Raw genomic sequence first — 24,869 nt, forward strand, 5'->3', positions numbered from 1 at the left:
ATTTTCAGGTTCGCCAGCAGCGTTGATTCTTTGTCTGCGCGCGCACGTGCCGGGGGCAGTGCGGTTGCGAGGTTACTTTGCGCCAATTTGTGCCGCCCAAGGGTAGTAGAGGTAGTTCACCGAAACGTCGGTTCCGGTGACCCGGTCGCTCATCCACAGCGTGGTGGGGGTTTCATACAACGGCAGCCATGGCAGCTGCTCGTTGAGGATCTTCTGTGCTTCCAGCAGGTTCTTCGACTCGCCCTCAGGCTTTTCGCTGAACAGCGCCTGGTTGACTGCCTTGTCGTACTTCGGCGAAGAGAAGCCGCCGTAGTTGGAGAAGTCGTCGGTGCGCATGATGGAGAACATTTCCAGCGGGTTGCCCACGGACAGGTACCAGTTGGTGAAGAACAGGTCGGTGCCTTCGCGGGCCGCCGGGTCGGAGAACAGCGCGGTGTAGGCGTTCGGGGTCACCGTCTTGATGGTGGCCTTCAGCCCGATGGACTCCGCGGCTGCGGCGGTGGCCTGGGCCACCACGTTGAAGTTGTTGCCCATGGGCGCCGTGGTGATGGTGATTTCCCGGCCTTCCGCGCCGGCTTCCTTCACCAGCGACTTGGCCTTCTCCAGGTCGTAGGGGTACTCATTGAGCTGATCGAAGGCGGCTTCTTGCACCTTTTTCGGCTGCTGCCCCCAGACCCCCTGGGCGGTCAGCGAATCGGTGGCGGTGGCGTAGCCCGACTCGGCGGCCATGACCAGGCCGTTGCGGTCGATCGAGCGCACCAGCGCCTCGCGCACCCGGGCATCGCCCAGCGGGCCTTCGGGGTTGGAAACCACCAGCGAGCTGACCGCCGAGTTGGTGCCGAAGTACATTTGGCCGGTGCCGGTGGCCTGCAGTTCGTTGATGGCGTTGGACGGGATCATCCAGCCGCCGTCGATCTCCCCTGACTTCAGCGCATTCACGCGGGCCACCGGGTCGGTCATGACCACGAAGTCCAGCTTCTTCGCCTTGGGCGCCAGGTCCTTGTCCCAGTATTCGTCGAAGCTTGACAGGCTCAGCTTTTCTCCGCTGCTCCATTCATCGAGCTGGTACGGGCCGGTGCAGTTGACCCCGCCGCTGGCGTTGCCGTAGTCGCCGCCCAGCTTTTCCAGCGTCGCGGCGGATTCGATGACGCCGGCCGCTCCGGAGAGCGATTCGTTCAGCAGCGCGTCGGGCTTCGTGGTGGTGATGGTGACCTGGTCCTTGCCGGTGGCCTCGATGCTCTTCACATTGGCGAAGGCGCTGTACCAGGAGGAGCCGACTTCAGGATCCAGGTGGCGGTTCAGCGATGCCACCACGTCCTTGGGGGTCAGGGTGGTGCCGTCGTGGAACTTGACGTTCTTCCGGATGGTGTAGACCCAGGTGGTCGGGGTGGGGTTCTCCCACTTCGCGGCGAGTCCCGGGGCGACGGAGAGGTCAGGATTCAGGCGCAGCAGCGGCTCGCAGATATTGGCCAGCACCTGGTTGTCCGAGTAGTCGAAGGCATAGGCGTAGTCCAGTGAGTAGGGCTCGGCATACAGCGACCACTTCAGGGTATCCAGCTCGCCTGCCGCGGCAGGGGTGGAGTCGGTCAGGTTCATGACAGGCTTTTCAACCATCGAGCCGCTGGCCGACCCGCAGCTGGCGAGCATCAGCATGCTGGCCGCGGCGGCGGTGAGTTTGAGTGCTTTGTTCTTCATTGAACCGTTGTTCCTAGCGTGCGTTCACTGGCTCTGGCAGGTCGGCTGCGCGGTAGACGCACTGGCCGTCGATCCAGGTGGAGCGCACCTGGCTCTTGTAGATCTGCTCGGCAGGGACCTCGAAGGGGTTCGGGAAGACGACCACCAGGTCTGCGGCGAAGCCCTCGGCAATATGGCCGGAGACCTCGTCCAGGTGGTTCACGTAGGCGGTGCCTGAGGTGTAGGCGGCCAGGATGGCCTTCAGGCTCAGGCACTGGGCTTCTCCGCCCAATGGCACGCTCTGGTTTTCAGGGGAGATGCGGTTCACGGCGATGTGCGAGCCTTCCAGCGGGTTGGCGCTGGAGACCGGCCAGTCGCTGCCTGCTGCCAGGCGGGCACCGGTGGCTGCGATCTCGCCGAAGGGGTACTGGCGGTCCTGGGCGCTGTGCGGCATGAACGGCAGGGTCAGCTCGTCGAGCTGGTCCTCGTGGCAGGCCCACAGCGGCTGCAGGTTGGCGGTGACGTCCAGTTCGACAAAGCGTGCAGCATCGGCCTGACTGACGATCTGCAGGTGGGCCAGGTGGTGGCGGTTGTCGCTCGGGCCGTTGGCGGCGCGGGCTGCTGCCACGGCGTCCAGCGCATCGCGCACAGCGCGGTCGCCCAGTGCGTGGAAGTGCACCTGGAAGCCTTCCTTGTCCAGCGCGGTGACATAGGTGGCCAGATCCTCGGCGGAGATGAAGGAGATGCCCTTGTTCTCGGTGGCGTGGCCGCACTTGTCGCGGTAGGGCTCGATCATCGCGGCGGTGAAGTTCTCGGCGATGCCGTCCACCATGATCTTCACGGTGCCCAGGCTGTAACGCTCTGGCATTTCCAGGGCGGCGGCCTGCTCGCGCAGGGCGATCATGCCCGGAATCTGCTCCAGGCCCTGGTCGCGCTTCCACCACTGGGCGCCGCGCACGCGCACCTTCAGGTTGCCTTCGGCCAGCGCGCGCTGGTAGACGGCTGCCAGCGAATCGGCGCCGTTGTACTCGTTGATCATGGCGTCCTGCCAGCCGGTGATGCCTTGGGCCAGCAGGTCGTCCTGGGCCTTGAGCAGGCCGGCGAGCGCGAAGTCTTCGGTCAGTTCCGGGGTGATGGCCTCGACCAGGCCCATGGCGCCTTCGTGCAGGGTGCCTGCCGGGCTGCCGTCTTCCAGGCGCTCGATGCGACCGTCGGCAGGGTCTGCGGTGGCCGCGGTGATGCCGGCGCGGCGCAGCGCCTCGGAGTTGGCCCACAGCGAGTGGTGGTCGCGGCTGGCCAGTGCCACCGGTCGGTCAGGAACCACCGCGTCGATCAGCGATGCCAGCGGCGCGCCGCCCGCGTAGTGGTCCATGGACCAGCCGCCGCCGACGATCCATTCAAGTTCTGGGTTGGCCGCTGCGTAGGCGGCGATGGTGTCGACGACTTCCTGCACGCTGTCCGCTTCGCTGAGGTTGCACTGCAGCAGCTCGGTGCCGCCGGAGACCGGGTGGATGTGCGAGTCCTGAAAGCCGGGTGCCAGCAGGGCGCCGTCCAGGTCGATGACCTCGGTGGCGTCGTTGATGAACGCTGCAGCCTGGGCTTCGTCGAGCACCGCGCTGATTTTCCCGTCGTTGACCAGCGCCACGTGATTGGCAAGCGGCTGGCCGGAACCGGTGAAGATGCTTCCATTGCGGAAGGCAACCTGGGCTGCAACAGACATGTGTGATCCTTCTCTCAAGAACGTGTTGGGTAAGACACTATTGGATGATCAACGTCTCTGTCAACGCTGTTGACAGAGACGTTGTTGCGAGGGAACCTTGGATGTCTGGTAATTCGATTTCCGGCGCTAAATTCGAGGTTGAAAGGAGCATGGACGCCCATGGCTGCAGCACTTGGCCGAACCAGAAAACCAGTTCTGGACCAGGAAGCCTTTATCCGCTCGGGGCTGCGCCTAGCCCAGGATCCCGTCACCGCACAGCTGACCTTTCGGGACATAGGCCGCGATCTGGGTGTTGATTCAACAGCGATCTACCGGCATTTCAGGACCAGGGAAGTTTTTGCCGCCGCCCTGCTGGACCGCATCCTGCAGGAGATCGCCGAACTGACCATCACCCCGATAGCACTCTGGGAGCAGCGGCTGCTTGAGTTCGCGGCCAACACCCTGCGGGTGTTCGCCAAGTACCCGGCGATCAGCGCCTGCGCCGGCACCATCACCACCCACGGGTCCGGAGAACTTGCCTGCATGGAATTGATGCTTGAATGCTTCGCGCAGGCAGGGCTCCAGGGCGGGGAACTCGTCCAGCACTATGCGGGCTTCGCCTCCTACATCATCTCCGCGTCTACGGGGCTTGCCCGAGAGACCATGGCGGAGCACACCGACGACTCTCCCGCGTGGTTCACGGGAACGCTGCGCGTAGACCCCTCGCGGCATCCGCTGTCCTCGGCCCTCCAGGAAGAAATCCTCGCCCTGGACAACGAGTCGCTGTTTTTGGCGGGGGCAGAGCAGATCATCCATGCGGCGGCCAAAAAATAGGCCATTGCCCCTGGCCGCACATGCGGCAAGGGACATTGGCCCGGGTCTTGCGCAGGGAACCGCTACTTGGCTCCCAGCTGCGCTCCCCATGGGAAGTACAGGAAGTTGATCGACAGCGATGGGCCGGTGACCTTATCCCCCATCCACAGGTAGTTCGGCGATTCATAGAGCGGAAGCCATGGGATCTGCTCATTGGTGATCTTCTGCGAGGTCAGCGACGTGGTGAAGCGCTCCTGCTGGTCCATGGTTTCCAGCGCCTTGTTGGTGTTGGCGTCGAAGTCCTTGTCCGACCAGTTGCCGTAGTTGGAGAAGTCATCGGTGCGCAGGATGGAGAACATTTCCAGCGGGTCGCCGATGGACAGGTACCAGCTGGTGAAGAACAGGTCGGTGCCCTTGCGGGACTCGGGATCCGAGAACAGCGCCGAGTAGGCGTTCGGGGTGACGGTGTTGATCTTCGCCTTCAAGCCAATCGATTCAGCAGCGGCGGCAGTGGCCTGGGCAACCACGGCGAAGTCATTGCCCATGGGGGCCGTGGTGATGGTGATCTCCTGGCCCTTCACCCCCTGCTCCTCGATGATCTTGGTGGCTGCTTCCAGGTCGTAGGGGTAGTCCTTCAGGTTTTCGAAGGCCGCCTTGGCGGTTGCCTCGTCGGCCTGACCCCAGACCGATTCATTGGTCAGCGAATTGGTCGGCTTGCCGTAGCCCATGGTGGCAGCCTGCGACAGGCCGTTGCGGTCGATGGCCATCAGCAGTGCCTTGCGCACCTCGGGCTTGCCCAGCGGGCCCTCAAGGTTCGAGACCACCAGCATCTGGGTGGCGGAGTTCGGGCCGAAGTACATCTGGCCGGAGCCCGAGCCCTTCAGCTCGTCGATGGCGTTGGCCGGCACCAGCCAGCTGCCGTCCACCTCACCGGACTTCATGGCATTCACGCGTGCCACCGGGTCGGTCATGATGACGAAGTCAAGCTCCTTGGCCTTGGCCATCAGGTCCTTGTCCCAGTACTTGTCGTAGCGGGTCAGCGAGATCTTTTCGCCGCTCTGCCACTTCTGAAGCTCGAACGGGCCGGTGCAGTTAACCCCGCCCTTGGCATTGCCGTAGTCCCGGCCCGCCTTCTTCAGCGTGGCCGCCGATTCCACGACGCCAGCAGCTCCGGACATCGACTCGGCAAAGAGCGCGTCGGGAATCTTGGTGGTCACCGTGACCTCGTTGGCCCCGGTCTTCTTGATGCTCTTCACGTTCTGGTAGACGGAGTACCAGAAGGAGCCCACCGCGGGGTCGATATGCCGGTTCATCGAGGCGACCACGTCGTCGGCGGTCATGGCGCTGCCGTCATGGAAGGTCACGCCGTCTCGGATGGTGAAGACCCAGGTGGTCGGGTTCGTGTTCTTCCACGCGGTGGCCAAGCCCGGGGAGACCGACAGGTCGGGATTCAGCCGCAGCAGCGATTCGCACACGTTGGACAGCACCTGGTTGTCCGCGTAGTCAAAGGCGTAGACATAGTCCAGGGACAGCGGCTCGGCATAGGCGGCCCAGGTGACCTTGTCGATCTGGCCGCTCGGAGCGGCTGTCTGGTCCGTGATCTCGTACTTGGGCCCGTCGGCCGACTTGGTTCCGCCGGCCGATCCGCCGCAGGCGGTCAGGGCCAATGCCGCGCAGGCTGCCACCGCTGCGGCTGCAAGCTTCTTCTTCATTCCGGTCTCCCTCAATGCGAGCTGTGACTCGAAGTGCACGTTCCCCACGAGGGGCGCCGGCTGAATTGTGACGCCCGTCTCTTCGAGTGTTTAGCTAAGAGACTAAGCAAAGGTCAATAATGATGTCAATGGTGTTGACAAGATTGCTGTCAAAGATGAATTGTAAGATGACCAAGAGGCACTCTTCGGCACCCCCGAACTTTAGGAAGCAGGCACCATGGCGACAAAGGCATCCACAAAGCGCAGCGCAAAAACCCCGCTTGACCGCGAAGCATATGTTGCCGCCGCACTGAAGCTGGCATCCCGGCAGACCACCACCAACCTGACGTTCCGCGAACTGGGAACTGCGATGGGCGTGGATCCCACGGCCATCTACCGCCATTTCCTCAACAAGGACTCACTGATGCAGGAGCTGCTGGACCGGGCTTTCAAGATGGCTCTGCAGCGGCTGCAGACGCCGGTCGAGCAGTGGGAGCAGTGCCTGGAAGAATTCGCAGTCCACACGCTGGACGTGTTCCTGGAGCACCCTGCCATCGCCGCCTCGGCGACGGTGCTGACCACCAGCGGCCAGGGCGAGCTGGACAGCATCGAGCTCATGCTCAGCTGCTTCGCGCAGTCCGGGCTGGAAGGCAGGGCCCTGGCCGAGCAGTACGCAATCTTCGGTTCCTACGTCCTTTCCGGCGCCGCCAGTCTGGCCATCAGCCATGTGGAAGCATCGGATCCGGAAGGTCGCGAATGGTTTAGCGGCCCGCTGTTGGCTGACCCGCGCAGCACCCCGCTGGTCAGCTCGCTGCGTAATGAAATCCTGGAGCTGGACCACCGCGAAATCTTCATCTCCGGCGCCCGGCAGATCATCCAGGCCGCCCGCGGCTAGCTGTCAGCCGAGCCCGTCCAGGCGGTACCCAATGCCTGAGGCGGTGGAAATAAACTCTGGCTTCGCCGGGTTGACCTCAATTTTCTTGCGCAGCTGCGAGATGTACAACCGCAGGTAGCCGCTGTCCATGGCGTGTTCGGTCCCCCAAATGGCCGTGAGCAGATCCTGCCTCGTCACCACCTTGCCGGCGTTGCGGATCAAGATTTCCAGCACCTGCCATTCAGTGGGCGTCAGCGAGATGCTCTTGAGCTTGTCGTCCTGGATCCGCGTCACAATGCGCGCCGCAAGATCCACCGTCACCGGCCCCAGCGTGACCACCGGGACGCTCTCATCGCTGCGGATGCGCCGGGTCAGCGCGCGCAGCCGGGCCAGCAACTCCTCGATGGAGAAGGGCTTGGTGATGTAGTCGTCGGCCCCCGCGTCCAGGGCTTTGACCTTTTCCGAGGGGCTGGTGCGCCCCGAAAGCACCAAGATCGGCGCCTGGGACCAGCCGCGGATCCCCTGGATGACTTCCACCCCATCCAACCCCGGCATGCCCAAGTCCAAGAGAAACAAATCCGGTTGGTGCTCGATGGCGGCGTTCAACGCGGCAGTGCCGTCTACGGCGGTGATGATGGTGTACTTCTTTGCGGTAAGCGTGATGCGCAGCGCGCGCAGGATCTGCTGGTCGTCGTCGGCGATGAGTATTTTCATGATTCCTCCTGCAGTTCTTCCGCCTCGAGGCCGCTGCACTGATTCCTCGGCAGGGAGACGACCATGGTCAAGCCGCCACCCGGAGTTTCCTCGGGAACCAGTGTTCCATGCATTGCCTCGACAAAGCCCCGCGCCAGCGCGAGCCCGAGGCCCAGCCCCGTCGAATTATCGGTGTCGCCCAACCGCTGGAAGGGCACGAAGACATCGTCGAGCCGTTCGGGCGGAATTCCTGGGCCATTGTCCACCACGCGGATCTCCAGGAAGTCCTTGAAGACGCTCGTGGTGATCAGCGTCGGCGAGCCTTCCGGCTGATGGCGCAGGGCGTTGGTCAGCAGGTTGACCACCACCCGCTGCAACAGCGCCGGGTCGCAGTCGATGTCATTCGCCTCATGTCCCAGATTCACCCGCACCAGCGCAGGCCCTGGATTCAGCTCGTCGAGGGCCCCAGCGATGACGCTGGCCGGATCGGTAGGCACGGTGACCAGGCTAATCACCCCCGCCTGCAGCCTGGTGACATCCAGCAGGTCGTTGACCAGCTCCGACAGCGAGCCAAGGCTTTGGCGGGCTGCATCGATCAGCTCGGCCCGGTCTTCCGCGGAGAGTTCATCGCCCACCTCCCTCAGCCCGCCGACCGCGGCCGTCGCCGCTGCCAGTGGACGGCGCAAATCATGGCTGAGCGCAGAGAGCAGGGCGCCGCGGATCTTATCCGAGGCGGCCAGCGGCTCCACCTGTTCCGCCGCCTGCTTCAGCCGTTCGCGATCCAGCGCCGACTCAAGCTGCGCAACGATCACCGACAGCAGCCGGCGTTCAGACCCGGACAAGTCCCTGCCCTCGATCTGCAGACTCGTGTCATCGGTCAGTGGAATCACGCTGGGAACCGCCGGCCCTTCCGAGCGGCCGCTGGAAGCGAGCACCCTGTCTCCGGCGAGCACCTGCACACGGTCCAGGCCGAAGACTTCTCTGGTTTGCTCCACCAGCGCACTGACCGGGTCCTCGCGCTCCAGCACTGTATTGGCGACCATCTGGATCAGCTCGGATTCGGCGCTTGAACGCCGCGCCTGCCGCGAACGCCTGGCCGAACGGTCAACTACCACGCTGACCACGATGGCCACCAGCACGTAGAGCATCAGCGCCAGCGCATGCAGCGGCTCGGCGATGGTGATCGTATACAGCGGCGAGACGAAGAAATAGTCAAGGGTCAGCCCGGAGAGCACCGCGGCGAAGATCGCCGGCCAGAACCCGCCGACCAGGGCCACCAGCACCACCAGCAGCTGATAGGAGAGCACGTCGCTGGTGATCGACTCGGCGCTGCGGAAAATCGACAGCACCCAGGTCAGCAGCGGGCCGGCAAGCAGGGCAAAGATGAACCCCGCCAGCTGGCGCTTGAGCGACAGCGCACCGCCCAGCGGCGGCAGGGTGAACCTGCCACCGGCGGCGGCATGCGTCACGATGTGTACGTCCAGGTCACCCGACTCGCGGATCACCGTGGCGCCGATGCCGGGCCCGCTCAGCGCCGCGGCGATGCGTCCGCGGCGGCTCACGCCGATGATCAGCTGGGTGGCATTCAGGGACTTGGCGAATTCGACCAGCGCCTGCGGAATGTCATCCCCGACGATCTGGTGGAAGGTGCCGCCCAGCTTCTGCACCAGGGCGCGCTGCTGGGCCAGGACCCCAGGATTCAGCGGCTCCAGCCCGTCCTGCCCTGCCACGTGCACAGCAAACAGCTCTCCGCCTGCGGAGCGGGCCGCCACCCGGGCGCCCCGGCGCAGCAGCGTTTCACCCTCGGGGCCACCCGGGAGAGCGACGACCACGCGCTCGCGGGCCTCCCACTTGGCATCGATGCGGTGCTCGCTGCGATAGGCCAGCAGCGCCTGGTCCACCTCGTCGGCCAACCAGAGCAACGCCAGTTCGCGCAGGGCAGTAAGGTTTCCCAGCCGGAAGTAGTTGGACAGGGCCGCGTCGATGCGCTCGGCCGGATACACCACTCCGCCGGCCAGCCTGTCGCGCAGCGCCTGGGGCGCCAGGTCGATAACCTCGATCTGATCGGCCCGGCGCAGGAAGCTGTCCGGCAGCGTCTCGCGCTGCGGCACCCCGGTGATCTTCTCCACCACGTCGTTCAGCGATTCAATGTGCTGAATATTCACCGTGGTGATCACGTCGATGCCAGCCTCCAGCAGCTCATCCACGTCCTGCCAGCGTTTTTCATTGCGCGAGCCGCGCACATTGGTATGCGCCAGCTCGTCAACCAACGCGATCTGCGGGTGCACGGCGAGCACCGCATCGATATCCATTTCTTCCAACGCCACACCCTGGTAGTCAACCAGCTGACGGGGAATGACGGGGATCCGCCCCACGCGGCCGGCGGTGCCTGCCCGACCATGGGTCTCGACCAAACCGATCCTTACGTCCTGCCCGTCCGCGATGAGGCGCTGCCCCTCTTCGAGCATTGCGTAGGTCTTGCCTACGCCAGGGGCCGCCCCGAGCAGCACCCTGAGTCGACCCCTTGCGCCCATCTCTTATCCTCGCTGTAACTGATCCAGCGCAAGATTCAGTTCAAGCACCTGGACCACCGGCTCGCCGAGAAAACCTAGGTCGGGAGCTTTGGTGTACTTTTCCACCAATGCTCGAACCTTAGCAATATCAAGCCCGCGGGCCGCGGCAACACGCTCCTGCTGAATCTGTGCATACTGCACGCTGATCTGGGGATCTAGGCCGGAGGCGGAAGCGGTCACGGCATCGGCCGGCACCTGGGCTTCAGGCACCTTGTTGAATTCGGCAATGCTCTTCTTCCGCTGCGCAATTTGTTCGATGAGTTCCGGGTTCTGCGGTCCCAGGTTGCTTCCCGAGGAGGCGGCGCCGTCGTAGCCTTCGCCGGCGGCGGAAGGCCGGGTCTGGAAGTACTGCGGCAGCGGGTTGCCCAATTTGTCGGTGAAGGCCTGCCCGATCAGCGCCGAGCCGACGGTTGTTGACTGCTCGTTGGTGATCAGTGAACCGTTGGCCTGGGCCGGCAGGAGCAGCTGTCCGAGGCCGGTGACCAGCGTCGTGTATCCCAGGCCGAGCACCAGGGTCAGCACCGCGACGGCACGCACCGCGGCGAGGGCCGTGCGGCTGGAGGAACTGCTGAAGAATTTCATGGTGTTTCCTTGAGTTTCAGGCGGGTTAGAATCCGGGGATGAAGCGGATCAGCTGGTCGATCAGCCAGATGCCGATGAACGGGGTGACGATGCCGCCCAGACCGTAGATCATGATGTTGCGGCCCAAGGTCTTGGCTGCATTCATCGGCCGGTATTTCACTCCGCGCAGCGCCAGCGGCACCAGGAAGACGATGACTATCGCGTTGAAGATCACCGCAGAGAGCACCGCAGAGGCCGGCGAATGCAGTCCCATAATGTTCAGCGCCTGCAGCCCCGGCAGGGCGCCGACGAAGATCGCCGGGATGATCGCGAAGTACTTGGCAATGTCATTGGCGATGGAGAAGGTGGTCAGCGCGCCGCGGGTGATCAGCAGCTGTTTGCCGATGGCGACGATGTCGATGAGCTTGGTCGGATCCGAATCCAGGTCCACCATGTTCCCCGCCTCCTTGGCCGCCGAGGTGCCGGTGTTCATGGCCACGCCCACGTCGGCCTGGGCCAGGGCCGGGGCGTCGTTGGTGCCGTCTCCCGTCATCGCCACCAGCGCCCCTCCCTCCTGCTCGCGGCGGATGTAGTGAAGCTTCTGCTCCGGGGTCGCCTCGGCCAGGTAGTCATCCACCCCGGCTTCTGCGGCGATGGCAGCGGCCGTCAGCGGGTTGTCTCCGGTGACCATGACGGTGCGGATGCCCATGGCGCGCAGCTGCTCGAAGCGCTGCGGCAGGCCCTCCTTGACGATGTCCTTCAGGTGGATCACCCCGAGGATTTCACCGCGGCCCGAGGCCTGCTTGCTGGCCACCACCAGCGGGGTGCCGCCGGAGACCGAGATATGGGTGGCGATCTCATCCAGTTCGGCGGCCTGCACCGCGGCCACCTGCCCGCCGTCCTCCTGCAGCCAGGCGATGATCGCCGAGGATGCACCCTTGCGGATGCTGGTGCCGTCCGCCAGGTCCAGCCCCGACATGCGGGTCTGGGCGGAGAACGGGACCACCTTGCTGTGTGCGTCGGGCTTGACGTCGACGCCCAGCTCATGGCCTAGGTCCACAATCGATGTGCCCTCCGGGGTGGGGTCCGCCAGCGAGCTGTACACCGCCGCCTGCAGCATCGTCTCCCTGCGCACCCCGGTCAGCTCCGCGAAGGCGCTGGCACGGCGGTTGCCGTAGGTGATGGTGCCGGTCTTATCCAGCAGCAGCGTGGTCACGTCTCCCGCCGCCTCCACCGCGCGCCCCGACATGGCCAGCACATTGCGCTGCACCAGCCGGTCCATGCCGGCGATGCCGATGGCGCTGAGCAGCGCGCCGATGGTGGTGGGTATCAGGCAGACCAGCAGCGCGATGAGCACCGTGAGGCTGGCAGGGCTCGCCGGGTAGGAGGCGATCGGGTTCAGCGTGAGCACCACCGCGACGAACACGATGGACAGCGAGGAGAGCAGGATGTTCAGCGCAATCTCATTGGGGGTGCGCGCCCGCGAGGCGCCCTCGACCAGGGCGATCATCCGATCCACGAAGGTCTCGCCGGGGCGGGAGGTAATCTTCACGAGAATGCGGTCGGAAAGCACCCGGGTGCCGCCGGTGACCGCCGAGCGGTCGCCGCCTGCCTCGCGGACCACCGGCGCCGATTCTCCGGTGATCGCCGACTCGTCCACGCTGGCGATGCCCCAGATGACATCCCCGTCGCCGGGGATCAGCTGCCCCGCGCTCACCACCACCGTGTCGCCCAGCTTCAGGTCGGCCGAGGATACTTCGCGCAACTGCACGGTCAGCGCCCCCGGGTCCTGCAGCTGGTCATAGTCTTCCGGGATGAAGGCTGGGGTGCTGGTGCGGGTCTTGCGCAGGGTTTCGGCCTGCGCCTTGCCGCGGCCCTCGGCGATGGACTCCGCCAGGTTGGCGAAGAGCACTGTCAGCCAGAGCCAGATGGCCACCGCCGCGGTGAAGGAGACGGGCACCTGTGTGCCGCCGGAAGCCTGCGGCCCGCCGATGAACGGCTCTGCCGCGGCGATCGCGCTGGTCAGGCAGGCGCCGATCCAGACCAGGAACATCACCGGGTTGTGCCACTGCAGCCGCGGATCCAGCTTCTTGAACATGCCGGGCAGCGCCGTGCGGATCTGCTCCCAGGACATTAGCTTTGAGCGGTGCGAGGCCGGCTGCGGGGTGCTCGCTTCCTGGGGCTGCGCCGGTTTAACTTGGGTGGTAGACATGATGCTTACATCAGCCCTTCTGCGATGGGTGCAAGTGCCAGCACGGGGAAGAACACCAGTGCGGTGACAAGGACCGCGGTTCCGGCGGTCAGTGAGATGAATAGGGGTCGGTGGGTGGGCAGCGTGCCGGCAGTGGCCGGGATCTTGTCCTGGGCCGCAAAGGATCCGGCAAGGGCCAGCACCAGTGCGATCGGGATGAATCTGCCCAGCAGCATGGCCACGGCGATCGAGGCGGTGAGCCATGGGGTGGAGGCGTCCAGCCCGGCGAAGGCCGAGCCGTTGTTGTTCGCTCCCGAAGCGAAGGCGTAGAGCACCTCCGAAAGTCCGTGGGACCCGGTGTTAGCCAGCGATTCGTTGACGATGCTGCCCTTCAGCGCAGGCACGCCGAAGCTCAGCGCTACGCCGGCGAGTACCAGCAGCGGCATGACCAGGATGTAGAGGCTTGCCAACTTCATCTGGCTCGGGCCGATCTTCTTGCCCAGATATTCGGGGGTGCGCCCCACGAGCAGGCCCGCCAAAAACACCGCGATGACCGCGATGACCAGCATGCCGTAGAGCCCCGAGCCCACGCCGCCCGGGGCGATCTCGCCCAGCAGCATGTTCAGCATCTGCATCATGCCTCCCAGCGAGGTGTAGGAGTCGTGCATCGAGTTCACCGCGCCGGTGGAGGTCAGCGTGGTGGTGGCTGCGAAGATCACCGACTGCACCAGGCCGAAGCGGGTCTCCTTGCCCTCCATCGCCGCCCCAGCAAGTCCCGGTGCGCCGCCGTGGCCGGAGAATTCAAAGGCAGCCAGCGCCGCCATCGATCCGAGGTACAACACCGCCATGGTGACCAGGATTGCGTAGCCCTGCCGCTTGTCGCCCACCATGGTGCCGAAGGTGCGCGGCAGCGAGAAGGGAATCAGCAGGATCAGGAAGCATTCGAACAGGCTGGTCCACCCGGTGGGGTTCTCGAAGGGATGCGAGGAGTTCGCGTTGTAGAAGCCGCCGCCGTTGGTGCCCAGCTCCTTGATGACTTCCTGCGATGCCACCGGCCCGCCCGGGATCAGTTGCTGTGCGCCGGTCAGCGTGTGCACCTGGGTGAAGCCGTTGAAGTTCTGCACCACACCGGCGGTGATCAGCACCAGTGCGCCGAGGATGGAGATCGGCAGCAGGATGCGCAGCGATCCCCTGATCAGGTCCACCCAGAAGTTTCCGATGACCCCGCTCCTGCGGTAGGCCAGGCCGCGGATCAGCGCCACGGCCACGGCCATGCCGGTGGCTGCGGAAACGAAGTTCTGCACCGTCAGCCCCGCAAGCTGCACCGAGTAGGACAGGGTCTCCCCCGAGTAGGCCTGCCAGTTGGTATTGGCGACAAAGGAAGCGGCGGTGTTGAAGGCGATGGCAGGTTCGACGTTGCCGCCGCCCTGCGAATAGGGCAGCCACTGCTGCACGCGCTGCAGCAGGTACAACAGCAGCAGTCCTGCCAGGGAGAAATACAGCACGGCGCGCAGGTACGCGCGCCAGGACTGCTGCTTCGCCGGGTCGACGCCCATGACCGCATAGGCCCAGCGTTCCACCTTCAAGTTCTTCGCTGAGCTGTAGACCCATGCCATGTAATCGCCCATGGGCCGGTACAGCAGCCCCAGCAGCAGGGTGAGCGTAGCGATGCTCGCAGCAAGAGAAGCCCACAGCATTAGAATCGCTCCGGCTTCACGAGTGCGATGAACAGGTAGACCACGGCGGCGGTTCCGAGCACGGCTGCCACGACATCGAAGACGATCACAGCTTCTGCACCGCCTTCGCCACCAGGGCCACGGAAGCGAACAACAGAATCGCTCCCAGCACATAGACAATGTCAAGCAAAACAGAACCTCTATCGATGCGAATCAATCGGCCGCGGCGATCGCGGCCCAACGCTCACTGCGAGCGTCAGCATCTATCTAGCGCCCTGCGGCGATGGGCAGCCAAGCATCCTAACGGAACGCATACGGCCCGATGCGGCGGAGCCGGGCAATCCTCGTACAGCGTCCTAACGGTTTCTTAACAACGCACAGCCCCGCCGCAGGTACTCCCGCAGCGAGGCTGTTCTCCGTCATCAACCGGTGTTTTACCGCTGAGACACGATGGCCGCGACGGTGCCGCCGCCCTCTGGCCCCTGGTGGAATGCCGCGTTGGAGATGTACATGATCGTGTCCTGCATGAACACCGAGTAGGCCCCGGCCACCGCTGCCTTCAGCTCGTTGAAGTAGGCGGGGTTCTGCCCCTGGTGCACCTGGCGGCGCCCGCGCAGCCTGCCCTCGATGGGCGTTCCGACCTTGACATACAGGGCCTTGACCCGCGCCCGCTGCGCAGGGCTGAGGATTGCCCCGTCCGCAATGTCCATGCCCGCCGAGCGCAGCGCCCGGTGCAGGGCGGTGATATCCAGCAGGTCGTGCATCACCGCATGTCCCACCCGCAGGCTTCCGCCGGCCGCGGCGCTGTTGCCCAGCAGCACCACCTGCGAGCGCTCGTTTTCGTTGCCGGCGGAGCAGGAGGCCACCGGCGAGTACAGCGACCCGTCAAAGCCGATCGCCGATTCATCGGGCATGGCGATGGCCCCGGTGGCCACGGCGATGCCCAGCGCGGCCCCTCCGGTGGTCTGCGCGGTGGCGTGGGCACGGTCGAAGGGCTCGATGCGCACCCCGCGCGCCGCGGCTTCTTGGATGTCGGCTGCCGAAACCCCGCGGTTCTTGGTCAGCACGTACTCGGCATCTTCCGGGGCGATGCCGGCCTGCTGCGCCGCGCGGTGCACGGTAGCTGCCACCTGCTCGACAGTCTGCCTGCGGCCCACCCATTCAGGCAGGATCGGATCCGACAGGGCGGTGCCGAGCACCAGCCGGGACTCGCCTACCGGCCCCTCCCAGGGGCTGCGGGTGTACACGGCAAGGTGCGGGCTCAGGATTCCCACTCCCCCGCTGGAGAGCACAAAGGGAATCTGCGCCACGTGCTCTTCGGGCAGCTTGGCGGCCCCAGTGAGCAGGCGGCGCACCGCGTCCATGGCGTTGCCCCGGCTGTTTTCTCCCGGGGTGTTGCCCTCGACCTTTCCGGTCACCGCGACGATCTGCGCAGGATCGATCACGCCGTCGCTGATCAGCTGGGAGAGCACGGTGGTATCGGATTCGTGTTCCAGCGGTGCGGTAAAGATGTCGATGGCAGTCGGCTGGCCTGCAGGGGTAACGTCGCTCACAAGCACCAATGGTATGCCAAAAAGAGTGCCGAGGTTCGTCCGAACTTGGCATCCACCAAGAACGGCGGCGCGTGAGTGGCCTCTGCGATACCTTGAAACTCCATCACCGGTCAACGAAGAGGCACACTGAAGCATGGCCCACCGCTCACGCAGCAACCGAAAGCTTCCGATTCGCCGTCGACGCCGCGGCAGCGGATTCCGCTACCTCGATTCCCAGCAAACTGTCGAAGACCCCGCCACGCTCCAGCGCATCAAGGAGCTGTCGATCCCGCCTGCGTGGAGGGAGGTTGAAATTTCGCGCAGTCCACGCGCCAAGGTCCAGGCACGGGGCGTCGATGCGGCCGGCCGAACCCAGACGATCTACCACCCTGCATTTCGTGCACGCCGGGAGCGGGAGAAATTCGACAAGCTCGTGGAATTCGGGCGGGCCTTGCCCCAGCTGCGCAAGCAGGTGCAGCGCGACCTTCGGCGCAGGCACGACGATCGAGAATGGGTCACCGCCTGCTTAGTGCTGCTGCTTGACGAACACCTGTTACGGGTCGGTTCCCCCGCCTACGCCAGGAAACACCAGTCCTTTGGCGCCAGCACGCTGCGCCGCAAACACGTCCGCACCGAAGGCGAGCACGTCGTGCTCGCATTTGGCGGCAAGAGCGGGCAGCAGCACCGCATTAAGGTAGTCGACAAACAGGTAGCGCGCGTGCTTCTTGAGCTGTGCAGGCGGCCAGGCTACGAACTCTTCTCGTATCTTGATGCGGATTCTCATTCCCGCCTGCTGCAGCCGCAGCAGGTGAACGCGTACCTGTCCCACCACATGGGAGAGGGGTTCACCGCCAAAGATTTCCGCACCTGGGGCGGGACTCTTGCAGGATTCACTGCATTGCTCGATGCCCCTGCCAAAACCGAGGCGGGCGCGCTGAAACAGCTCCTTCTCGAAGCCGCAAGCCAGCAGCTGGGGAACACCGCAGCCATTGCTCAGTCGTCGTATGTCGATCCTCGGGTGATCGAGTTGGCCGGCGAGGCCGATCGACTAGCCATTCTGCGCCACTCGCGCGCACATTTCAAAACCCGCCCCCACATGGACGCCAATCACCAGGCTCTCGTTTCGTTTCTGCGCAAAACCCCAGCGGACCAGAACTAGTCGCCGTCGCCGTCATCAAGATGGATCACGCTGGCGACATAGGCGCTTTCCACATCGGCGCCGGTGATTTCCGCAGCCGACCCCTCGTCCAGGACAGCCTTCAGCTCCGGCACGGTAGCCATATATGCGTCGTCATCGCTGACGTAGCGAATCTCAACATCGATGTCCATGCACCGATTATGGGCGCCGCAAGGCACCGGGGCAAGGACAGAGCCGTCCTTCTCCTGCGCCAGCGGCAGTCCAACTCTGCCCACGGCATCACCTGGCCCCGAACTGTCCGGTGCTGTGCCTACACTGGCAGCAACGCTCTAAACTTCGTCCGCTGCTCACACTGGGGGAACCATGCCACGGTGCTATCCGCAAGATCCGGAATTCACGGAGAAGACCTCGGCTGAGAAAGCCGTCTGGGACCAGCTGAACAAGGACCTGCCGGACGAGGTCCTGCTTTTCCATTCGGTGCAGCTGCGCAACCACACGGCAGAACATGAGATCGACATCCTGGTGCTGTGGCCTCGGGTGGGCATTGCGGTGATCGAGGTCAAGGGCGGGCTGGTCAGCATCTGCGAGGGCACCTGGTACCAGTCGGACGCCAAGGGCAAACACAAGCTCAAGCAGAGCCCTATGGCCCAGGTTCAAAGCGCCGCCCATGCGCTCAAGGAACAGCTCAAGGACTTGATGGGCACCCCGATCACCAGCCGCATGGCCCATGTGATCGCCCTGCCCTATACCCACTGGCCGGAAGACTACACCTCGGTGGGCATCCCCCGCGAGCTGATCATCGACCGCTCGGAAATGGACAGCATCGCGCAGCCGCTGCGGGCGGCAATAGAAGAGCAGGGCGGAGGGATGAGCGGGCTGAGCCCCGAGTTCGCGCAGCGCATGGTCAAGCACCTGTCCTCCGACACCGGCCTGCTGGGCTCGGACCCGGCGGAAGTCTCCTATGCCCAGGCGCTGTCCAACGAGGATTCGCAGGAGGCCCTGACCACCCGGCAGTCGATCCTGCTGACCAGCACCCGCTCGCTGCCGCGCGTGCGCTTCATCGGCGGGGCAGGCAGCGGCAAAACCTGGATGGCGCTGGAGCTGGCAAAGCAGCTGTGCCGGCAGGGCCAGCGCGTGGGGCTGTTCTGCTACAACAAGGGGCTCGGGCACTACCTGGCGGCTGAAACGAGCACTTGGCGGCACAACAAGCCGGTGCACACCGGGGAATTCCACGAGTACGCCCGCAGCCTGGGGGTGCCCGACGGCTCGGGCCAGGAATACTTCGACTCGGTCATGCCGCAGAAGCTGCGGGAGATCGGGCTTCAGCTGCCGATCGAGCAGAAGCTGGATGCGATCATCGTCGACGAGGCCCAGGATTTCGCCCCCAGCTGGTGGGAGGCGCTGCTTGCCTGCGCCAAGGACCCGCTGGCAGGGCAGGTGCATGCCTTCATGGACAGCCGGCAGGACGTGTACCGCCGCTGGGACGGCTCAAAAATCGGGCACAGCTTCGGCGGCGCCTCCGAACCGCTGGTCCCGATCCACGTGGACGACAACCTGCGCAATACCCGGCGCATCGCCGAGACCTTCAAGAAGCTGATCGGAGATCACAGCAAGCTGCGCGGAGGCGACGGGATCCCGGTGCGCTATGTCCGCTGCGCGACGCAGGACGCGGTGGACACCGCCTCGGACTGCGTCGACGCGCTGATCGCCGAGGGATGGGCGAATAACCAGATTGCCCTGCTCACCACCAACCGGCGCCACCCGGTGCACCAGGACCACTTCGAGGCCGGCACCATCGACAGCGAGTACTGGCCCGCATTCCACCGCCGCGAGGAGGAATTCTACGGGCACGTGCTGGGGTTCAAGGGGCTGGAGCGCAGCGTCGTCATCCTGTGCGTGAACGGGTTCAAACAGATGGAACGCGCCGCCGAAATGCTCTACGTCGGCTTTTCCCGCGCCCGCAGCCTGCTCGTGGTCGTCGGCGACGAGCAGCTGCTGGACCAGGGGTGCGGCAGCGAGCTGCACTCGGCCCTGCACAACTCCCAGCCCTGGCAGCCGAGCTAGTAGTTCATCCCCCGGGAGGCCACATCCCAGCGCTCCACGGTGTCATCCGGGTGGACGGCGAGCACCGAGTCCACCAGGTTCACCGCAATGCACACGTGGTTCGGAATCACGCGCAGCACCGTGCCGTGGGCCGGCAATTCCCGGTTCTCGGGCCACTGCACCGTCGCATGGTGCTCCGACAGGGCGGTGATCCGCGCTTCGGGGCATTCAACGACGCGCCCAAATCCGCTGGCCCAGGCAGGGCGGTCCGCGCCCAGGACCTTGCTTCCGGCATCCACCACGATGCGGCGCGGGATCTGCCCGTCTCCCTCATGCCGGCTGACCACGGTGGTGGCAACGCTCAACGCAATGTCTTCCCATTTGGTCCGCCCCAACTCGTACTGCTGGGCATCGCCGAAGACGTAGACGCCCGGGCGCACCTCGGTGAGCACCGAGCTGTCGGAGAGCTCTGCGGTCGGGGTGGAGCCGCCGCTGATCCGCTTGATGTTGTGACCCGCTTCGCGCAGCAGGCAGGCGGCCTCGGCCAGGGCCTTGTGCTCGTCGTTGATGGCGCTGTCCATGGCTTCCGGCGCGTAGCTGTGGCCGGGGAAGGTAAAGACGCCGTGCACGCGCAGCCCCAGGTCCCGGGCGGCGCCGGCAATCTCTACGGCCTGCGCCGGCGAGACGCCGCTGCGGTGGTGGCCGCTGTCGATCTCAATCATGAGCTTGACCTTGGCGGCCTTCTCCCCCAGCATTTTTGCGGCCTGCTGCACAGCGGCCACCGAGTCGGTGCCAATGCTCAGCTTGGCCCGCTTCATCAGCTCGATGATGCGCGCGGCGGAAGACTCGTTGATCCACAGCGGGTAGGCGATGAAGATCTTCGGCACCCCGTGCAGTGCAAAGCTCAGCGCTTCGCCAACCGTCGCGACGGTCAGTCCAGAGGCGCCGGCATCGAGCTGGCGCTGGGCGACCTCGTGCATCTTGTGGGTTTTGGAATGCGGGCGCAGCTTCAGTCCCTGGCCGGCAACCCGCTGGGCAACACGGGCGATATTCTTCTCCAGCTTTGCTACGTCAATCAAGATTTCAGGCGTATTGATGCCTGCAGGAATAGTGCCCACTGCTACCTTTTCATCGCTTAGTTGCGCCCCTCGGCGCACAACGTTTCCGCCTGACAGACTACAGCAGGAAGATTTCTTATTCCTGAACCCAGCTATCGGATCATCACGCCGGGACTGGTGCGCAGCTTGGTGGACAGCTCATGCGCGTGGTGCAACAGCAGCCGTCCCAGTTCCTTGCGGCGCGCTGCCTGGAAGCGGGATTCGATCCCGGTCAGGCTCAATGCCCAGGCCGGCTGGCCCGAGGCGTCGAACACCGCGGCGCCCATCCCCCAGCTGCCCTCGACGATCAGCCCGGGGTTGACCGAGTAGCCCAGCGTCCTGGTCTCGGCGACCTTGGCGCGCAGCGCCTTGGCGGCATGGGCCGCACCGTACTCGGGAACCAGGTTGCTGTTCTTCAAGTAGGCTTCCACCTCGGCTTCGGGCAGGAACGCGAGGATCGCAATTCCCGCCGAGGCGACTCCCAAGGGGAAGCGGCGTCCTTCATAGAGAACGAAGGAGCGCACGGGGAATGCCCCGTCCTGGCGCACCAGGCAGACAGTTTCATCGCCGCGCCGGGCAGACAGGAAGGCGCTTTCGCCGGTGGCATCGGCCAAGGCAGCCACATGTTCGCGGGCAAGTTCGCTGATGTCATAGCGTTCGGCGGCGACGGCGCCCATGAGATACAGCTCCGGTCCCAGCATCCACACGCCGCTTTCCTGGTCGTGGTCGCAGAAGCCTTCGGCCACCAACGCAGTGAGCAGCCGGTGCACCGTCGGCCGCGCCAGAGAAGTTTTGCGGGCCGCCTGGGTGGTGGTGATGCCCTGCGGCATGGAGGTGCTAACCGCGCGCAGCACTGCTGCGAGACGGCCGACCACTTGGGCTCCAGCGGGAGTTGAACTCATGACCACATTATGGACGAATCTTCGGTCCTGCCGGTAGCAAAAGTCCTAGGCGAAGCCGAACTGTTGCCTGCTACGCACCGCGGTGTAACAATAAAGGCACGCTGTTTTTGGGCGAAGCCCGGTGCTCGTTACACCGGACCTCGCTGGCCGCTAAGCTAACCAAACGGCAGCAGCTCAATAATGAGCCTGATAAGGGCCACGATAAGCCGGGCGATGTCTAGCATCAGCCCGGCTTTCGTGCCCCTAGGCTTGTTTTCACAAGCTTTCCGGCACTTCTTGTGCTTCCTAGCCATGGCAGCCACCTCGCTTTCTGCCCGTGAGAACGAGCCCGCGAACCGTGAATATCCGCAAAATTGCATGATTCACGGTCCACGTGCCCGCTGCGGCCCAAGGGACAGAATGACCAGCAGCGAACCGCTGATACTTCAAAGACTATGAGTGCTGCCGGAGCATCGGGTTAAGTTCCCTGCCAATCGTGGACGGCACTGGTTCAGCGCGGCAGTTCTTGGGATACTGCGGAATATGGCCACAGAATTCCAGTTGGCGATCGACTGCGCAGATCCACAGGCAATGGTCCGGTTCTGGGCTCCTGCCCTTGGCTATATCCCCGAACCTCCTCCCGCGGGGCACGAGTCATGGCGCAGCTATTGGCAGGCCGCAGGGGTTCCCGAAGAAGAGCTTCCCGAAGGGGCGGGCGATGTCCCCGAATCAATCATCGACCCCGAGGGCAAAAAGCCGCGGATCTGGTTTCAGCAGGTCCCCGAAGGCAAGAGGGTCAAGAACCGCTGGCATTTCGACCTCAAGGTGTCCGGCGGCATCAAGGTCCCCTTGGCCGAACGCAAGAAGCTGATAGGACAGGCAGTGGAACGATATGCGGCCGCCGGCGCGCAGATCATTCGGGTCAACGACCTGCCTGAAATGAACCATTACGCCGTAGCGATGAGCGATCCCGAAGGCAATGAATTCGACGTAGTCTAGGGCTTTCTGCGACTATCCATATTATGGACAATTTGAGCGATCTTCCCCATCATCTGAGCAATCGACGAAGAATCCAATGACAACTATTGATTGCTTACTTGCGACTACGTAGTTTTGAAGGTAATCAGAACTGCTCTCCACATAGTGGACGCATGGAGGAAATGATGTCAACGAAGTATCGCGAAGACGCGGCTGCGGAACTGGCAGCCGTCGTCAAGGACGGGATGACCATCGCCGTGGGCGGCTTTGGCCTGTCGGGCAACCCCAATCGGCTGATCACAGCGCTGCGCGATTCTGGCGCAAAGAACCTGACGGTGGTCTCCAACAACATGGGCGTCGACGGCAAGGGCCTTGGCGTACTGATCGAGAACAAGCAGGTGTCAAAGGTCATCGCCTCCTATGTGGGCGAGAACAAGCTCTTCGCCCAGCAGTTCCTCAGCGGAGACCTTGAAGTCGAATTCTGCCCGCAGGGCACTCTGGCCGAGCGGCTGCGCGCCGGCGGCGTCGGAATTCCCGCGTTCTTCACCCCGACCGGCGTGGGCACCCCGGTCGCAGAGGGCAAGGAAGTCATGGAGTTCAACGGCCGCCCTGCCATTTTGGAACGCGGCATCTTTGCAGACATCGCGCTGGTCCGCGCCTACCAGGCGGACGCGGAAGGCAACCTGCGCTACCGGATGACCTCGAAGAATTTCAACCCGCTGGCAGCAATGTCAGGCCGGCACACCTTCGCCGAAGCCGAGCACATCCTCGACGACTATCTGGATCCGTCGCTGGTGGAAACGCCGGGCATCTTCGTGCAGACCCTCGTGCAGGCCGATGAAACCAAGTACATCGAACAGCGCACAGTTCGAACCAAGCAGGAGGGCTAGCGATGTGGACCCGCGATGAAATGGCTGCAATCGCCGCCAGCGAATTGGTCGACGGCCAGTATGTGAACCTGGGCATCGGCATCCCCACCATGGTGGCCAACAACCTGCCCGAAGGAGTCTCCGTCAAGCTGCAAAGCGAGAACGGGCTGCTGGGCATGGGCCCCTTTCCCTATGAGGGCGAAGAAGACGCCGACTTGATCAACGCCGGCAAGCAGACGGTGACGGTCCTTCCCGGCGGCAGCTTCTTCGACTCGGCCACCAGCTTCGGCATGATCCGCGGCGGGCACGTGCAGACAGCCATCCTCGGCGCCCTGCAGGTCGCCGCCAACGGCGACCTGGCCAACTGGACCATCCCGGGCAAGCTGGTCAAGGGCATGGGCGGAGCCATGGATCTTGTGGCCGGAACCCCTCGGGTCATCGTGCTCACCGACCATGTGGCCAAGGACGGCACCAGCAAAATCGTCGAGCAGTGCGACCTGCCGCTGACGGGAGTCGGGGTAGTCAACCGCATCATTACCGACCGCGCGGTCTTCGACATCGACGACGGCCAGCTCATCCTGCGGGCCATGGCCCCGGGAGAAGACGTAGACAGCATTAAAGCAATCACCGCGGCGGAATTCGCCGTGGACATCCAGGAGGACCAAGCAGTATGACCGCTAAAATCGTGGGCTACGCCCGCACCCCGTTCATGAAGTTCAACGGGGCGTTCGCCTCGGTGCCGGGTACCGAACTCGGAGCCCATGCCGCCAAGGCCGCCCTGGAACGCGCCGGAGTCGACGCCGGCGAGGTCCAGCAGGTCATTGCCGGCCAGGTGCTGCAGGGCGGCGCGGGCCAGAACCCTGCACGCCAGTCAGCGGTGGGAGCCGGCGTTCCGCTGAGCGTCCCCTCCATCGCCGTCAACGCCGTCTGCCTCTCCGGCGCCGAAGCGGTAGTCGCCGCGGCCCGGCTGATCAACGCCGGCGAAGCGGACGTGGTGCTTGCCATCGGCCAGGAGTCCATGTCGCTGGCCCCGCATGTGCAGCGCGCCCGCGCCGGCACCAAGTACGGTGCGATCGAGCTGATCGACACCCTGGAATACGACGGTCTGACCGACGCCGCCGAAAAACGTTCCATGGGTGCCTCCACCGAGGAGCACAATGCAGTCTTGAAGCTGACCCGCGAAGCGCAGGACGCCGTCTCCGCCGCCTCGCACCAGCGGGCGGCCGCCTCCCGCGAATTCCTCGCAGGCGAAATCGCGCCGTTCACCATCTCCACCCGCAAGGGCGAGACCGTGTATTCACAGGATGACGGAGTCCGCGAAACCACCACCGTCGAGTCCTTGGGCGGCCTGCGTCCGGCCTTCGCCAAAGACGGCACCATCACCGCAGGCAACTCCTCGCAGATCACCGACGGCGCGGCCGCGGTGGTGCTCGCCAGCGATGTTGCCATCGAGCGCCTGGGCCTGAAGCCGATGGCCGAGGTTGTATCCCACGCCTTCGTCGCCGGCCCGGACCGCACGCTGCACGAGCAGCCCTCCAACGCCATCAAAGCCGCCCTAGCCAAGGCCGGCGCCAGCGCAGATGAGCTGAAGGTTGTGGAGATCAACGAGGCCTTCGCCGCGGTGTCGGTGCAGTCCACCGCAGCCTTGGGCCTCGATCCGGCGATCGTGAATCCGCACGGCGGGGCGATCGCCCTGGGCCACCCGATCGGCGCTTCGGGCGCCCGCATCATCGGCACGCTGGCCCGCGAACTGCAGGAAGCAGGCCCAGGGTCGCTGGGTGCCGTGGGCATCTGCGGCGGCGGCGGACAGGGCACCGCGGTGGTGCTCCGCTCGCTTTAGGCTGCACGTTAATTGCTGTCGGGCTGCTGGTTGAAACCAGCAGCCC

General features: G+C 64.5%; 21 protein-coding genes. 8 read left to right on the forward strand and 13 right to left on the reverse strand.

Annotated elements, in window-relative coordinates:
- Nucleotides 1–72: 72 nt before the first annotated feature.
- Together AUR04nite_RS07560 and AUR04nite_RS07565 are read right to left on the reverse strand one after the other, a co-directional pair.
- Nucleotides 73–1,695, reverse strand: coding sequence for an ABC transporter substrate-binding protein (locus AUR04nite_RS07560; protein ID WP_141363552.1), 1,623 nt, complete (start codon nucleotides 1,693–1,695; stop codon nucleotides 73–75).
- A 13-nt stretch (nucleotides 1,696–1,708) separates the two neighbouring features.
- On the reverse strand, nucleotides 1,709–3,394 hold the full coding sequence (locus tag AUR04nite_RS07565) for an amidohydrolase (protein ID WP_141363554.1): 1,686 nt from the start codon (nucleotides 3,392–3,394) through the stop codon (nucleotides 1,709–1,711).
- 159 nt (nucleotides 3,395–3,553) lie between these two features.
- On the opposite strand from AUR04nite_RS07565, the gene AUR04nite_RS07570 reads away from it, so the two are divergent.
- Entirely contained in the window at nucleotides 3,554–4,207 is a 654-nt protein-coding gene (locus AUR04nite_RS07570) for a TetR/AcrR family transcriptional regulator (RefSeq protein ID WP_141363556.1), read from the forward strand.
- A gap of 62 nt (nucleotides 4,208–4,269) precedes the next feature.
- Here the strand turns inward: AUR04nite_RS07570 and AUR04nite_RS07575 are convergent, their stop codons facing one another.
- Nucleotides 4,270–5,898, reverse strand: a complete 1,629-nt coding sequence (locus tag AUR04nite_RS07575) for an ABC transporter substrate-binding protein (RefSeq protein WP_141363558.1) — start codon at nucleotides 5,896–5,898, stop codon at nucleotides 4,270–4,272.
- A 217-nt stretch (nucleotides 5,899–6,115) separates the two neighbouring features.
- Between AUR04nite_RS07575 and AUR04nite_RS07580 the strand changes: the two genes are divergently transcribed.
- Entirely contained in the window at nucleotides 6,116–6,772 is a 657-nt protein-coding gene (locus AUR04nite_RS07580) for a TetR/AcrR family transcriptional regulator (protein WP_141363560.1), read from the forward strand.
- A gap of 3 nt (nucleotides 6,773–6,775) precedes the next feature.
- Here AUR04nite_RS07580 and AUR04nite_RS07585 read toward each other — a convergent pair whose 3' ends face one another.
- From AUR04nite_RS07585 to AUR04nite_RS07615, 7 genes are all read right to left on the reverse strand, one after another.
- A complete protein-coding gene (locus tag AUR04nite_RS07585) occupies nucleotides 6,776–7,465 on the reverse strand; it encodes a response regulator transcription factor (protein WP_141363562.1) in 690 nt (229 codons plus the stop codon).
- Nucleotides 7,462–9,978, reverse strand: a complete 2,517-nt coding sequence (locus AUR04nite_RS07590) for an ATP-binding protein (RefSeq protein WP_141363564.1) — start codon at nucleotides 9,976–9,978, stop codon at nucleotides 7,462–7,464. The genes AUR04nite_RS07585 and AUR04nite_RS07590 overlap by 4 nt, the downstream gene beginning before the upstream one ends.
- 3 nt (nucleotides 9,979–9,981) lie before the next feature.
- Nucleotides 9,982–10,599 (reverse strand): potassium-transporting ATPase subunit KdpC, encoded by a 618-nt coding sequence (kdpC, locus tag AUR04nite_RS07595; RefSeq protein WP_141363566.1) that lies wholly within the window; start codon nucleotides 10,597–10,599, stop codon nucleotides 9,982–9,984.
- 25 nt (nucleotides 10,600–10,624) lie between these two features.
- Nucleotides 10,625–12,790 (reverse strand): potassium-transporting ATPase subunit KdpB, encoded by a 2,166-nt coding sequence (gene kdpB / locus AUR04nite_RS07600; RefSeq protein WP_141363568.1) that lies wholly within the window; start codon nucleotides 12,788–12,790, stop codon nucleotides 10,625–10,627.
- A 5-nt stretch (nucleotides 12,791–12,795) separates the two neighbouring features.
- Nucleotides 12,796–14,466, reverse strand: coding sequence for a potassium-transporting ATPase subunit KdpA (kdpA, locus tag AUR04nite_RS07605; RefSeq protein WP_141363570.1), 1,671 nt, complete (start codon nucleotides 14,464–14,466; stop codon nucleotides 12,796–12,798).
- The gene (locus tag AUR04nite_RS07610; RefSeq protein WP_141363572.1) at nucleotides 14,466–14,555 is read right to left on the reverse strand and encodes a potassium-transporting ATPase subunit F; all 90 of its coding nucleotides are present in this window, start codon (nucleotides 14,553–14,555) and stop codon (nucleotides 14,466–14,468) included. Before AUR04nite_RS07610 ends, kdpA begins: the two co-directional genes overlap by 1 nt.
- A gap of 324 nt (nucleotides 14,556–14,879) precedes the next feature.
- Nucleotides 14,880–15,998: a ring-opening amidohydrolase gene (locus AUR04nite_RS07615; protein ID WP_170184133.1), complete on the reverse strand. Its 1,119-nt coding sequence runs from the start codon at nucleotides 15,996–15,998 to the stop codon at nucleotides 14,880–14,882.
- Between the two features lie 133 nt (nucleotides 15,999–16,131).
- On the opposite strand from AUR04nite_RS07615, the gene AUR04nite_RS07620 reads away from it, so the two are divergent.
- Complete coding sequence (locus tag AUR04nite_RS07620) at nucleotides 16,132–17,136, forward strand: DNA topoisomerase IB (RefSeq protein ID WP_141363576.1); 1,005 nt, start codon at nucleotides 16,132–16,134, stop codon at nucleotides 17,134–17,136.
- Here the strand turns inward: AUR04nite_RS07620 and AUR04nite_RS07625 are convergent.
- On the reverse strand, nucleotides 17,133–17,390 hold the full coding sequence (locus AUR04nite_RS07625) for a hypothetical protein (RefSeq protein WP_141363578.1): 258 nt from the start codon (nucleotides 17,388–17,390) through the stop codon (nucleotides 17,133–17,135). The two genes, AUR04nite_RS07620 and AUR04nite_RS07625, sit on opposite strands and share 4 nt — an antisense overlap.
- Before the next feature lie 88 nt (nucleotides 17,391–17,478).
- On the opposite strand from AUR04nite_RS07625, the gene AUR04nite_RS07630 reads away from it, so the two are divergent.
- Nucleotides 17,479–19,179, forward strand: a complete 1,701-nt coding sequence (locus AUR04nite_RS07630) for a nuclease-related domain-containing DEAD/DEAH box helicase (RefSeq protein ID WP_141363580.1) — start codon at nucleotides 17,479–17,481, stop codon at nucleotides 19,177–19,179.
- Here AUR04nite_RS07630 and AUR04nite_RS07635 read toward each other — a convergent pair.
- Both AUR04nite_RS07635 and AUR04nite_RS07640 read right to left on the reverse strand, forming a co-directional pair.
- On the reverse strand, nucleotides 19,176–20,276 hold the full coding sequence (locus AUR04nite_RS07635; protein ID WP_141363582.1) for an alanine racemase: 1,101 nt from the start codon (nucleotides 20,274–20,276) through the stop codon (nucleotides 19,176–19,178). The genes AUR04nite_RS07630 and AUR04nite_RS07635 overlap by 4 nt on opposite strands.
- A 92-nt stretch (nucleotides 20,277–20,368) precedes the next feature.
- Nucleotides 20,369–21,157: an IclR family transcriptional regulator gene (locus tag AUR04nite_RS07640; protein WP_141363584.1), complete on the reverse strand. Its 789-nt coding sequence runs from the start codon at nucleotides 21,155–21,157 to the stop codon at nucleotides 20,369–20,371.
- Between the two features lie 522 nt (nucleotides 21,158–21,679).
- Between AUR04nite_RS07640 and AUR04nite_RS07645 the strand changes: the two genes are divergently transcribed.
- From AUR04nite_RS07645 to AUR04nite_RS07660, 4 genes are all read left to right on the forward strand, one after another.
- Complete coding sequence (locus AUR04nite_RS07645; protein WP_141363586.1) at nucleotides 21,680–22,135, forward strand: VOC family protein; 456 nt, start codon at nucleotides 21,680–21,682, stop codon at nucleotides 22,133–22,135.
- 164 nt (nucleotides 22,136–22,299) lie between these two features.
- Nucleotides 22,300–23,004, forward strand: a complete 705-nt coding sequence (locus tag AUR04nite_RS07650; RefSeq protein WP_141363588.1) for a CoA transferase subunit A — start codon at nucleotides 22,300–22,302, stop codon at nucleotides 23,002–23,004.
- 2 nt (nucleotides 23,005–23,006) lie between these two features.
- On the forward strand, nucleotides 23,007–23,657 hold the full coding sequence (locus tag AUR04nite_RS07655; RefSeq protein WP_141363590.1) for a CoA transferase subunit B: 651 nt from the start codon (nucleotides 23,007–23,009) through the stop codon (nucleotides 23,655–23,657).
- The gene (locus tag AUR04nite_RS07660) at nucleotides 23,654–24,823 is read left to right on the forward strand and encodes an acetyl-CoA C-acyltransferase (protein WP_141363593.1); all 1,170 of its coding nucleotides are present in this window, start codon (nucleotides 23,654–23,656) and stop codon (nucleotides 24,821–24,823) included. The genes AUR04nite_RS07655 and AUR04nite_RS07660 overlap by 4 nt, the downstream gene beginning before the upstream one ends.
- Nucleotides 24,824–24,869: the final 46 nt, after the last annotated feature.

Origin of the sequence: Glutamicibacter uratoxydans (assembly GCF_006539925.1) — a bacterium.
GTDB lineage: Bacteria > Actinomycetota > Actinomycetes > Actinomycetales > Micrococcaceae > Glutamicibacter > Glutamicibacter uratoxydans.